The 14,000-nt window shown below is 41.3% G+C and carries 8 protein-coding genes; all 8 read left to right on the top strand.

All coding sequences use genetic code 11. The features are described 5' to 3' along the window. Positions 1–365: 365 nt before the first annotated feature. The 8 genes from BLT94_RS16635 (at position 366) to BLT94_RS16595 (ending at position 13,909) form a co-directional block, all read left to right on the top strand. A complete protein-coding gene (locus BLT94_RS16635) occupies positions 366–4,061 on the top strand; it encodes a PAS domain S-box protein (protein WP_175530388.1) in 3,696 nt (1,231 codons plus the stop codon). 4 nt (positions 4,062–4,065) lie between these two features. Next, a complete protein-coding gene (locus tag BLT94_RS16630; protein ID WP_014959484.1) occupies positions 4,066–5,493 on the top strand; it encodes a sigma-54-dependent transcriptional regulator in 1,428 nt (475 codons plus the stop codon). A gap of 459 nt (positions 5,494–5,952) precedes the next feature. Further along, positions 5,953–6,792, top strand: coding sequence for a sulfite exporter TauE/SafE family protein (locus BLT94_RS16620; protein WP_014959485.1), 840 nt, complete (start codon positions 5,953–5,955; stop codon positions 6,790–6,792). 10 nt (positions 6,793–6,802) lie between these two features. After that, positions 6,803–7,159, top strand: a complete 357-nt coding sequence (locus tag BLT94_RS16615) for a hypothetical protein (RefSeq protein WP_092236578.1) — start codon at positions 6,803–6,805, stop codon at positions 7,157–7,159. A gap of 279 nt (positions 7,160–7,438) precedes the next feature. Further along, positions 7,439–8,416, top strand: coding sequence for a WD40/YVTN/BNR-like repeat-containing protein (locus BLT94_RS16610; protein ID WP_175530387.1), 978 nt, complete (start codon positions 7,439–7,441; stop codon positions 8,414–8,416). A gap of 71 nt (positions 8,417–8,487) precedes the next feature. Further along, positions 8,488–10,869: an efflux RND transporter permease subunit gene (locus tag BLT94_RS16605; protein ID WP_092236576.1), complete on the top strand. Its 2,382-nt coding sequence runs from the start codon at positions 8,488–8,490 to the stop codon at positions 10,867–10,869. 177 nt (positions 10,870–11,046) lie between these two features. Then, on the top strand, positions 11,047–12,555 hold the full coding sequence (locus tag BLT94_RS16600; protein WP_092236573.1) for a DUF1302 family protein: 1,509 nt from the start codon (positions 11,047–11,049) through the stop codon (positions 12,553–12,555). Positions 12,556–12,628: 73 nt separating this feature from the next. Then, a complete protein-coding gene (locus tag BLT94_RS16595) occupies positions 12,629–13,909 on the top strand; it encodes a DUF1329 domain-containing protein (RefSeq protein WP_175530386.1) in 1,281 nt (426 codons plus the stop codon). Positions 13,910–14,000: the final 91 nt, after the last annotated feature.

Raw genomic sequence — 14,000 nt, 5'->3', positions numbered from 1 at the left:
CACTATGATTTTTTACAAAAAGACTATTCAATAATTTTCAAAATGTGTTGGGAATTGAAAGTCTTAAAAATATATACTTGTATAAAACGCTTTTTGAATTTTGAATAACAACAATGTTTCAATAAGATCAGAATGAAAGCGATCCCCTCTTTCATTCTGATAGCTTTTTTTAATACATATTAAAAATTCTATCCAGGGAGATAAAGGGTATGCAATATCCCATTTGTTTGTTGAATACATATTTGGATAGATATAAATTGTGGATACCTCTTTGTTTCTTTTTTGTATTATTGTTCACATCATTTTCAAACAGTTCCGAAGCAAAAAAGAAAAATATACTCATCGTTTTTTCATATGAATATGGCATGCCGGCGTATAATATAGTGGAACAGACCATACGATCTGAGCTGAATACGGATAATAGCAATATAATTTATTTTAATGAACAATTAGATCTGTCCCGCTTCATTGGAGAAAAATATAAAAACACTTTAAAAGAATCATTTTATTTAAAATATAACCATCTCAAATTTGATTTGATCATTACAATAATGAAACCCGCTTTTGACTTTATACAAAGTGAATGTAAAGATCTGTTCCCAGGTGTGCCCATTGTTTATGGCTTGATTGACGAAGGGTTTGACAAGCCCAAAAAACTTCCAGCCAATACATCTGGGTTTGCCATGAATGTCAGTATTGACGGCACCATAAAAGCAGCCATGAAAATTCAACCGGATGCACAACATATGGTCATTGTTTCTGATAAAACACAGCTTGGACAATTACTGGAGGAAAGGGCAAAACAGGCCATTGACACTATTCCTGATCAAATTTCAGTAACCTCATTATCAAACTTTTCAATGGAAAAGATTCTAATAAAAGTTCACAACCTTTCATCTGATACCATTGTCTTATATCTGGTTATGTCGGAGGATGGTGATGGCAAACCCATTATCTCAACGGACGCTTTAAAAATGATCAGTGATGTATCAAATGCACCTGTATACGGCCTTTGGGATATTCTTTTGGAACACCGGATGACAGGTGGATGTTTAAGCAGCTTTGTTTCGCTGGGTCGAAATATGGCTGAAAAAGGAAAACAAATCTTAAATGGGCAAATAGAGTCTCCTTCTTTAATTACAATACCCAACACTCACATGTTTAACTGGAGACAGCTTCAGCGCTGGGGTATAAAGGAACAGAATCTCCCATCAGGCAGTAGGATCAAATTCAAGGAGATGTCTGTCTGGGATACCTATAAAAAACAAATCCTCATTGTTTTTTTGATTTGCATAAGCGAGGCAATACTGATCGGTTTTTTACTTGTCCAAAGAAGAAAAACCAAATTGTCGGAAATAAAGCGTTCAAAAACAAGAAAATTCAGAGATAACCTGATCAAAACAGCGAATGTTCTGATTTTGGGGTTTGATACCCAAGGCAATGTTACATTGTTGAATTCTGCAGTTGAGAAGTTAACCGGATATCTCACGTCAGAATTTGAAGGTAAAAACTTGTTCAATATTTTAGTCCCCGGGAAAAGTGATCAAGCTGCAGGGCATTTGTTTAATAACTTTATGAATGAAGGCCTGCCCAAATTGTCTGAATATAAAATTCAAACAAAAGATGGCAGGGAACGAATTATTTTATGGAGTAATAATGCAATCAAACAAAATGGAAAAGTAGAAGGCACAATTTTAATTGGTATTGATATTACAGAGCGCAAGCACGCAGAAAGATTGCTGAAGGAAAGCGAAGAAAAATACAGAGAACTCATTGATAATACATCAGATATTAGTTATAGATCAAGCATAGATGGCTATTTAATATTTCTATCCAAGGCGGTTCAGCGCTTAACCGGCTATACCGTAGAAGAGGCGATCGGATCAAATATAGCTGATATGTATTTATATCCGGAAGAAAGAAAAAAAGTCATGGCAATCCTTAAAAAATGGGGACATATTTCAGATTATGAAGTCCAGTTCAAACATAAAGACGGGTCAATCTGGTGGGCTTCTTCGAATTCTCAATTATTCACAGATCAAAATGGTAATATTTTGGGAGTCGAAGGAACTATAAGGGACATCACCAGGCGTAAGATTGCCGAAGAGGAACTTCGCAAGAACGAAGAAAGGCTTCGTTTAGCGCTTGAAGGCACGAATACCGGATTTTACGAGTGGTATCCTGTGACCAATGAAACCTACTTCAGCCCAACTTTTTTTACAATGTTGGGATATGAACCTGACAAGTTCCCCCATAATTATAACACTTGGGCTGATTTATTACATCCGGAAGACAAATTAGCTGCTGAGACGGTTGTAAAGGATTTCCTTCAAAAACGACAAAGCTCGTTCAAACACGAGTTCCGGATACGGTCGAAAAAAAATGGGTATCATTGGATATTAAGTCGTGGTGCAGCAATGGAGTGGGATGAAAAAGGCAGAATCCAACGGATAATAGGAACTCACTCGGATATCACTGACAGCAAACTGGCCGAGGAAATGCTTCGGGACAGAGAAATGAGACTGCGGACGATGTTTGACCAGACCTTCCAGTTCATGGGGTTGCTTTCTTTGAAAGGTAACTTGTTGACAGTAAATCGGGTCGCCCTTGAATTTATAAAAGCCAAAGAAGCAGATGTGATTGACAAACTCTTTTGGGAGACTCCCTGGTGGACTCACTCTGCAAAGGAGCAAAAAAAAATACTTCAGGCAATTAAAAAGGCTGCTTTGGGTGAATACATTTCATTCGAAACCACCCATATAGATCCTTCCGGCAATCTGCACCATATTGATACGTCACTTAAACCGATTCTGGGTGATGATGGCAGGATCATTTATCTGTGTGCGGAAGGAAGAGACATAACCGACAAAAAACAAGGTCAAAAGGAAAGGGTAAAGCTGGAGAAACAATTGCACCAAGCCCAGAAAATGGAGGCTATCGGTACGCTTGCCGGTGGTATCGCCCATGACTTTAACAATATTCTTGGTGCAATTATCGGTTTTTCTGAACTGGCGCTTGAAGATATCAAAGAAGGTGACCCAGTAAGATATTCCATTGATCAGGTTTTACAATCCGCTTTCCGGGCAAAAGAACTGGTGGAACAAATTCTTTTGTTCAGCCGTCAGGGCAAACATAAGATGAAACCGGTGAAGATAACTTCCCTGATCAAGGAGGTTATTAAGCTGCTCAGGTCAACCCTCCATAAGACGATTGATGTTAAGGAAAATATTTTAATCAAAAAGGATATGGTGCTTGCAGATCCAGTTAAGATTCATCAGATTCTAATGAATCTTTGTACCAACTCAGCCCATGCAATGGGTGAGAAAGGGGGAACCCTGACCGTCACCCTTGATCAAATCGATTTTGATAAAAATTCTTTGATGGAGTTTTCAGACCTGAAATCGGGGTCATATTTGAAATTGAAAGTGACTGATACCGGACATGGTATCCCTGAAAAACTTATCGATAAAATATTCGACCCTTTCTTTACAACCAAGCCCCGTGGAGAGGGAACCGGTTTGGGACTGGCAGTAGTGCATGGTATTGTGAAAGATCATAAAGGGAATATAAAGGTCTACAGCGAACCTGGAAAAGGAACCGCCATCCATATATTTTTACCCCTTTTAAAAGCAGATGATCCGTTGGCTGTAAAGGATGACAAACCCATATCCGGCGGCACGGAGCACATCCTGCTGGTTGATGATGAGATCCCGTTAATCAAGTTTGGAAAACAGACACTACAGCGATTGGGCTATCGGGTTACAGCATTTTCTGACAGCCGGATCGCATGGGAAACATTCCAAAAAAATCCAAATTTTTTTGATATGGTCATTACAGATAAGACCATGCCCGAAATAACAGGCTTGATGCTTTCTGAAAAAATAGTCAATTTGTGTCCGGAAATACCGATTATCCTGTGTACAGGATTTGGTGATGAATTATCATTAAAAGAAGCTGAAAAGATCGGGGTAAAAGCCATGCTGCATAAGCCTGTCATCAAGAAAGACCTGGCTGAAACCATCCGCCGGGTATTGGATCAAACCAGAGAAAAAGGGGTTTAAATTAATGGCCAATGTGTTAATCATAGACGATGATAGGGTGTTTTGTGATTTTCTTTCACGGAAAATTAAGCGGTTAGGCCACAATAGTGTATTTACACTAACTTTGGAAGATGGGATTAGTATGGCATTTTCCAGAGGATTTGATGTGATTTTACTGGACGTCCAATTGCCTGATGGTAATGGTATAGAGGCGATCCACCGGTTTCAGGAACTTGACTATCCTCCGGAAATTATCATTATTACCGGTTCCGGAAATCCGGATGGTGCCGAACTTGCCATTGAATGGGGGGCCTGGGATTACATTGAAAAACCAAGTTCAATTGAGGCCATTACCCTGCCGATCATTCGAGCACTGGAATACAGAAAAGAGAAATGTAACAACAATACCAGGATGATCCTGAAAAGGGATGGTATTATCGGCAGCAGTGCTGAAATGAAATCGTGTCTGGACCAATTGGCCCAGGCGTCAAGCAGTGATATCAGCGTTTTGATCCAGGGAGAAACCGGAACTGGAAAGGAGTTGATGGCCAGGGCTATCCATGAAAACAGCCAGCGATCCAATGAACCGTTTATCGTTGTTGACTGCAGCGCTATCCCTGAATCTCTGGTTGAAGGATTGTTGTTTGGACACGAAAAAGGCGTATTTACAGGTGCTGACAAAAAACAGATCGGTCTTGTCGAACAGGCCAATAAAGGGACATTGTTTCTGGATGAAGTGGGAGAACTTCCCATATCCATGCAAAAGGCTTTTTTGCGAGTACTTCAGGAGAGAATATATCGTCCTTTGGGCAGCAGGTATGAAAAGGAAAGTGACTTCAGGCTGATCTCTGCCACCAACAGGCAGCTTGAAAAAATGGTGACGGAAAACAAGTTCCGTGAAGATCTTCTATACCGGATTCGCTCCTTTTTAATTCATACCCCCCCATTAAGGGACCGTTCGGAAGATATATCCGAATTATCCATGTATCATGTTGTCAGACAATGTGAAAAAATGGAAATCCCGATAAAAGGGTTTTCTCCTGATTTTTTTGAAGTTATAAATTCTTATAAATGGCCTGGTAACGTTCGCGAATTATTGAATACAATAGACAGTGCCATGGCAGCTGCCGGAGAGCAGCCGATTCTTTTTCCTCAGCATCTTCCTGTAAAAATGCGCACAAGAATCGCAAGATCCGGTCTAAAAAAGTATACCCATCAAACATTGATTGAGAACAGTATTTCAGAAGTTTCTGCCATGCCGGATGAATCTGTCGGCACCTATAAACGGTTTCGTGAACAACTCCTGAACGCAGGGGAAAAACATTATCTTTTAAGGATCTGCAAGCTGTCTGGAGGGCATGCCAAGGATGCCTGTAAAATTACCGGATTATCCCAGTCCCGACTCTATTTTTTAATGCAAAAGCATGGTATCTCCCTATCCGATTTTAAATAATTGAAAATATCCACTTTTTTATTTTCTGCAAGCAAATGTAGTTTAAAAAATGTCAAAATCTGTTTTGACATTGGGATCACTTATTTTTCTAAAAATCATTCCTGTTTTTCAGGAGTAAAAATCTAATATTTATAAATACAAAGCTCCTGTTTTTCAGGAGCTTTGTATTCTGATTGCACCTTCATTTTAAGCTATATTTTCAAAAATAGCTTAAAATTTCAGATATTTATACAATAAGCAACTATTTTGGCATACTACTTGTAGGAGTAAAGCCAATTATGCAATTGAAGAGAAACATAAAAACCAACTTATTACGGGGAATCAATGACTTATAGTTGGAAACAAATAAAATTGATCATATCCCTATAGCAGTTAAAGATTTTGATGAAGCATGTAAAGTGTGGGAACTGGTCTTTGTAAAAACAGAACCCGACGATGTTTATAAGGAGTACTATTATTATGTTAAAAATAAGTATCCCTGAATTTTATCATAAACGGGTGCTGCACCTACTGGGGTTTGTTGTTGCTCTGTTCAGTACCGGTATCGGTATTGGCGGAGGCACCATATTTATTTCTGCTTTTATATCGATTTTTAAATTTGATTTCAAACGGTCCGCAGGTCTTTCACTTGCAACCATTATCCCCATCACGTTTGTGGGTGGAGCATCTCACCTGTTTTTTTTTTCCAGTCCCCCTTCTTATAAATATTTTCTTGTTTTTATTCCCATGTGTATCATTGGTACAATTATAGGTTCAAAATTTATTCATAAATGGAACAACCAATGGCTCAAATGGATTTTTACCATTTTTCTTCTCATTGCAAGTTTTCGAATCTTAAAACTTGTTGATTTACCTTTTTTAATGTTTTCAAGCCTGAATGAAATCTCCTGGACCCATGAAGCCCTTTTTATCATGACGTTCGGAATTTTTATCGGCATAATTGCCACATGGCTGGGGATTGGGTGCGGACTGCTCATTGTCCCTTTTTTTGTGATTGTGATGAATTTTAACATACACGAAGCCATCTGCCTGTCTTTAACCACAATGTTTTTTTTAACGATATCCGCCACTCTCATGCACCACAAACTTGAACAACTGGATTTCAAGTCCTATAAAGCGTTATTTCTCCCGTCTCTTGCAGGGGCTGTTATTGGTTCTGCCATATCCGGTCTACTGCCGTGTTTTTTCCTCAAACAACTGTTTGGCATTATATTGGCATTGATTGCCTGTTCATACCTTTACCAGCTTTGGACTATGGCAATAAAAACCGTACTCTCAAAAACACAACGTCATGAATAAGGAGAAACAAATGTATAGTACAACTATATATGACACCTTGAGAAACGATTTGGAAGAAAAAGTAATTTCCCACAATCTTGTTAATGAATCCATCAACATAAAATGCAAAAGGCTTTTGCCCAGACAGGCTATAGGAAGACATAAACACGACTATTACTCCATTATCAAGGGCAAAAAATTCATGGTTGAGGCTGATTTTCTTCAGGTAAAAGGACAGGGATTTACAGACGCTTTTGAGAACAGGGCATATAACATTAAAGATATCTTATCCATGAATCGTTCCACAAAAAGAAATCGGGTTTCTTTTGTTGCAGGATTGAATGCGGCTTACAGATATCTCGGCCTTACAGACAAGACCATTTATTAATGCGTACAAACCTGCTGTTTTTTGATGGGGAGACCATTTCAGCACCTGCAAAAACACTTAATCATACAACCTTTTGTGAATACGGACATTACTATAAAAATGGAAAAAGGCAGCTGCAGTAGGGTTAGGCCTTTTGCTATTGTTCCCAAGGAACTGATTAAACATGGATGTGTGGGAGCTGGATTTGCAGGTATTATAAGCTTACCTGTATTGAGCAAATATTTTTTTTAATCTTCCCTTCTTTTGAGGGGTATTGAATCAACAAAGGAGATGGAGGTAATGATGAAACACCTAAAGTACATTGTTGCAGTATTGATGCTGAGTGTTTTTTTCAGTGGGTTTGCAGATACTGTGGAGGCCAGAAAGTTTTTGTGGAATAAAACTTATTTTTATAATTTTTACAGTGTTTGTCCCCTGCCGAGCGGAGATGTATGGGCAGTGGGCAGCAATGGCATGATCTGTCGTCTGAACCCGGAAAATTATGAATGGGATGTTCAAGAATCCGGTCTTCATGGCAACCTGTACAGCGTTTCCTTTGTTAACGCCCAAAAAGGCTGGGTCTGTGGTCAAAACGGTCAGATTGCCCATACCCGAGACGGTGGCAAAACATGGCAGGTGCAAACGAGCGGTACCAAACAACACTTGTTCAGCCTTACTTTCAAGAATGCAGAAAAAGGCTGGGCAGTGGGGGATTTTGGAACCATCCTCCATACCTCTGATGGAGGCCGAAATTGGCATGTCCAGAATGAAAAAACAGACAAAATTTATAACAAAATCTATTTCAACGATACTGAACATGGCTGGATCGTGGGGGAATTTGGAACCATCCTTTATACTGAAGACGGCGGTCTCAACTGGATGAAACAAAAGAACCCTCTGGGAGAAAAAACTCTGTTCAGCGTTTGTTTTAATGACCGAACAAATGGCTGGATCGCCGGCATGGATGGCTCTATCTTGAAAACAGTAGACAGTGGTAAAACATGGACTGCAATCAAATCATCCATAACGGAAAACCTAATGTGCATTCAGGTTGTTAGAAACAATGGCTGGGTCATCGGGCTGAAAGGAGCGTATGGAATGCTTGGTAAAGAGATGTGGAATGATGAAACCCACAGAGTTCCGACACGGGCGTGGCTCAATGATTGTGTTTTTGTCGATGAAAAAACCGGCTGGCTTGTCGGCAGTGTTGGCACTCTCTTGCATACTCTTGACGGAGGTAAAACTTGGTTTCCTGGCAACCAGTCCGGGACGAAATAAAAAAGTACTGCCAATGAAGACAAACTGACAAAAAATCATAAAATATACCAAGAAATGAGAGGCGTTGACTGATGATAGAGAAGATTGCACATTTTATTGTTAATCGCAGGTTATTGATCGCCATATTGATGTTTATAGCCACGAGTTTTTTTTTGTACAATGCGCTGCAGATCCCAATTAAAACATTTTTTCCGGATCTGTTGCCACAAAACCACCCCTTTGTGAAACTCATTAAAAAGCATCCCAAGTTTGGCGGAACCAATAGTGTGATTGTCGGGTTGGAGGTCAAAAACGGGGATATTTTTACGCAAAAAACCCTTCAGAAAATCATTGATTTCAGCAATGATCTTTATTTTCTTCCCAGTGTTGACCGAACAAAAGTGATGTCCCTTGGCGTTAACAAAGTAAGAAATGCCAAGATTACCTCCTGGGGCATATCAAGCCCCTCTATCTTATTTCCGGAAGCACCCAAAACAAAAGAAGGGATTGATCAGCTCAAAGCGGATGTCTACAGCAACCCAACCTATTACGGAAACCTGGTTAGCCTGGATGCCAAAGTTGCCTTGCTTAAAATGGGTTTTTTTGAAGACAAACTGCAACCGCGTTTAATTTATAAGGAGTTGCAAAAGCTGAAAACCCGCTTTGAGGATGAAAATACAAAAATTCACATTGTGGGAGATCCCTACCTTTACGGTGTCATATTCTCATATCTGCCCCAGACCGGCATGTTTTTCGTGATAACCATTGTTGCCATGCTGTTGATCGCCTTTTTGTACACGCGCAGTCTGCGTTTGATCCTGATACCCATGACTTCTGCCTGTATTTGTGCAATCTGGGGGCTTGGCTTTATACAATTGCTGCACTTCAACCTGGACCCGTTGATCCTGGTAATTCCGTTATTGATCAGTGCCACTGCCCTGAGCCATTCCATCCAGTTCAACAGGCGAGTAAACGAGGAATATGCGTCTACAGGCAACCTTAGAGAAAGCTGCATAATCACCATCAAAGGCCTTTTTTTTCCGGGTCTTGGCGGCATACTTACGGACAGTATGGGTATTTTTCTTATTTCCATGATTCCCATTCCTCTGATGAATAAACTGGGGCTGTTTATGTTTCTCTGGTGTCTGTCCATGATACCTGTTGTTCTTGTCTTAAACCCTGTGATCAATCTCTATCTCCCGAGAATGAAAAATGCTAAAAAATGGAGAGAACAAAGACGAAACGGCTTTATGGAATCTTTCCTGCTGAAAAAAATCGGGGAGATCAACTGCCGGCCAGGTGCATCCTGGGGCATTGTATGCGTTTTTTTAGTTTTTGCTGTGATTGCCTTTTATCTGAATATGAACATCAAGGTGGGCAATGTTAATGAAGGCACTCCCATTTTGAAAGATTCATCCCAGTATAACCAGGATGTTAAATTTATGGCTGAACGCCTTCCCGGCAGCATGAACCCTATGCTTGTGGTGGTGGAAGGAAAGCAAGAGGGTGCCATCAAACAACCGGAACTGCTGAAACTGGTGGATCAATTCCAGGCCTGCATGGCAAAGATTCCGGAGGTGACATGCACTCTTTCTATTGTGAACCTGGTTAAAGGCATTAACATGGCCTTCTGGGAAAATAACCCCAAATATTTCATGCTGCCCGACTCTGCCAGGGGAGTTTACGCCAACCTTCATCTGCTGACCAGTGGCGGTGCCGAGCCTGGCGATTACGATACCTATTATGATTTTGATTTCAAGAATCTCAATATCACATTGTACGTTGAAAACCACAAGCCAGAGGTCATCAACAAACTTCTTGCAACTGCAAGAGAGTTTATATCTACCCATAAGACCGACCTTGCCGAGTTCAAACTGGCAGGGGGCCGCGTTGGTGTTATTGCGGCATTCAATGACTCTATCATGGTGCATGAAACCACCACCCTGGGAGTGGCATTGCTGCTAACCGGCATTGTTACAGGCATCATATTTCGTTCATTTCTTGCGGGACTGCTTCTGGTAATACCTCTTTCTCTGGCATCCTGGTTTACCTTTGCGTACATGGCAATCCAGGACATAGCCATAAATCTTCAAACGCTCCCTGTATCAATAATCGCCATCGGTATTGGAGTGGATTACGGGATTTATCTTTTAAGCAGAATCCGTGAAGAATACGCTATAAAAGGAAATTTGGATGATGCTTTAAAAGAAGCCATCGGCACGGCGGGAAATGCTATTGTACTCACGGGAATTGTTATCATTGCGGGTGTAGTATTCTGGAATTTTTCAGACATCAAATTCCAGGCTGAGATGGGGTTGCTTTTGTCTATTGTCACCATATTTCATCTTCTGGGGAGCCTGCTCCTGCTTCCCGCTATGGTTAAAATTATAAAACCGCAGTTTCTTTTTAAAAAAGAAACCATAGCAGCGAGAAATTCCGGGCAAGAGGCTGTTTCTTCTCCACTGTTTGAATAGATGAGCAAGTCGTCCGTTCGTATATCCGTCATCAGGATTATGAAGACAGACGCTATGAACAGATAGGGTTGTTTTATTAACGTGCGCCTTTAGGCGTTTTTTGATGCCGCTTTGAGCGGTTAACAATCAAGCCCCCGGTTTTACCGGGGCTATGACCATGATAGGAGAAAAAAGATAATGAAAAGGAAATGTTTGTTGTTTGCAATGATGGGTCTGATTTCAATTGTCTCATTGACGGTCGTGTCCAATATTGGTGCAGTTACGATCGATTCCGAAGGTAATTATCAGCTTGGCGGCTATATACGCCACACTATTGGTGTGCGTACGGAAGACAGCATCAATCCGACCAATTCCGGACCATTAGCGTCCGGGAATGAGAAAGGTGATTTGTCCACTGCTAGAACTGAATTGTTTCTTGATTTTTCAGCAAAATTTAGCGATGAATTGCGGTTCAATGCAATTGCCAGAGGATGGCATGAGGGGGTTTACGGTCTTGATGACGACGTTAATCAGTATCCAAAAGACCTAACAACACAACCTGGCCCCCATACTAAAGATATGGAGCAGGACTGGGATTTCCGGGAATACTATCTAACCAAAGTGGCAGGAAATTTCATCATCAAGGCGGGCAGACAGCAGATTGCCTGGGGTGAGGCGGACGCAATGCGGCTCGCAGACGTGATAAATCCTCTGGATTTAAGCTGGAACTGGTCATTTCCAGCATGGGAAGAAATTCGTGTTCCCCTGCACATGCTTGATGTGGTGTATAATGTACCACAGTCCAAGCACAATCTCGGTTTTGAGGTGGTATGGGTGCCGGCGGACTTCAGACCCCATCAGTATGCGGCTCCGGGTGGCAACTGGTCCCTTTACAGCGGCGGTTTTGGTTTGCCCGATGTTGTAGGTACTACCATTTTTAATCAAATGCGAGACGATTTGCCGGACAACGACCTGGGTAACGGACAGGGCGGTCTTAGAATCAAAGGAAAATTTGGTCAGTGGGACACTACGCTTTTCGGCTATTATCAGAGGGATCAGATCGGAGTAGCCACTCTTGATCCCGGTGCATCTCTGGATCCTGCAAATTATCCATTCAAGTATGAATACCCCCATATTATAAATATCGGCGGAACTTTTAATATGTATTGCTCAGCTCTTGAAACGGTGTTTCGTGGAGAAGCAGCCTATGTAATCGACCAGCCTTATGGTACCAACCTTGGGTCAAATGACGGCAAAGGCTTTGCACCTGTCACTGAATATGCAGAAAGCGATACCTTTGCCATCATGTTGGGTTTTGATAAAAATGTAATGATCCCCTCTCTCAACCGAACCAAGTCCTTTTATTTCAGCGGTCAATGGTTCAACAAATGGATATTGGATCTGGATTCGGACAAATATCTCACTTTTTTGGGAGATAATGATGCTGAAACCTGGCAGACGATCGGTTCCCTTTTGATCAATACCGAGTATTATGAAGGAAAAATTATTCCTGAATTACTCGGAGTACATTTTTTTACTTCAGGCAGCGGTTTTTTTGACGGTAATATTACATACAAACCCACCTTTACTTTCAGCGTTACAGCTGGAATTCTCAAAATATGGGGAAACGACAACCAGGCTGGGCTCTATTTTGGTCCTGTTAAGCGTAACGATCAGGTGTACCTAAAGGCTAAATGGAGCTTTTAGTGATGATAAGTGCTGATTTTTCAGTATTTTTTTTGCTTTTAACAAGACAAATTTTATTTTGGAGGTAATGATTATGAAGAAAGGGTTTATCTTTTTGGGCTGTTTCATTGTAACGCTGGGATTTATTTCTTTTGCCAACGCTGGTATGAGGGAACCTATGGAAGGGGCAGGATGGCACTATCCCTGGAAGGATACCTACTCGGAATGGAAACCTGGGAACATGAAGTATGATGAAGAACTGTTTAACCAGGATGTGATTGAAGCCTATGGATGGGAAGCCGAGGATGTAGATAAAATCAAGGATATGATACCTCCGTCCATGTACATAATTTTGAAAAATCCGGATGTATGGGGTCCAAGGCGGATCAATGTTACAGCTTATAGAGAAAATAAAGGTTATCTATGGGACCGTTTTGTAAAAGCCACAAAAGAATACAAGGATACTGCCAAGATTGACAAAGGATGGCTTATAAATTACACAGCGGGAGTCCCTTTTCCCGAGCCTAAGGATGGGATTGAGGCGTTATGGAACTTTAAACAACATTTCAGGGAGGATGACCGGATACTCTCGGCTGTAACTATCATTACCAACCGCGGCGGTCAGGTCAGATACCAGACTTCCGACGGCAACCTTATGTATTTTGACGGCAGGCTGGAAAAATCGCCAAAACCCCTGTATAAAAGCCCCAATAATGAACGGCGCATTGATGCGTACGCCAATGCTCATCCCTATGAAATGCGGGGAACTTTGTCGGTGATCACCCAGTACGATGACCCGGAAATGGACGATTCATTTTGGCTGTACCTGCCGGCACTTCGGCGCGTACGCCGCCTCTCAGCGGCTCAGAGAACCGACCGGCTTCCAGGAGGCCAGGATCTTATGTGGGAAAACTTTGATGTCTTCAACGGCAACCCCAGCAAATATAATTGCAAGCTGATGGGCAAAAAAGAGATGCTGTTCGTACATAACGGTGATCCCAAAGGTTCCTGGATTCATGGCAAGCATCTGTCAGGCCCCAATGATTACTACCAGAAAGTACAAGTGTATATAAATGAATTGACGCCAAAGGATCCAGACTTTCCCTTTTCCAAAGTCATACTTTATACGGATTCCAAAACCTGGGTGCCCTATTACGGGGAGTGGTACGATAAGGAAGGGAAATTATATCTTTTCTCCCAGTTCCAGTATGCACCGAATAAAAACGGCATCTTCGTTGCAGTGGTCATGAACCACGTTGATATGCAGAAAATTCACAGCACCGGATACGCTGTGACCGATCCCAAGTTCAACACAGGTCTGACGCCGGACTATTTCAAGGTAGATAGCCTGAAGATGGCATATCCTTCGAGATAAACATTATCATGATTTGATTCAAGTGCGGGCATTTTGTTCCTTTTGCAGGGAAACTGAATGCCCGCCATTTTTTTGAAGCGGCAACTTTATA

The organism is Desulfobacula phenolica (assembly GCF_900105645.1).
GTDB classification, from domain to species: domain Bacteria; phylum Desulfobacterota; class Desulfobacteria; order Desulfobacterales; family Desulfobacteraceae; genus Desulfobacula; species Desulfobacula toluolica.
This window is presented reverse-complemented; position numbering and strand designations above follow the sequence as displayed.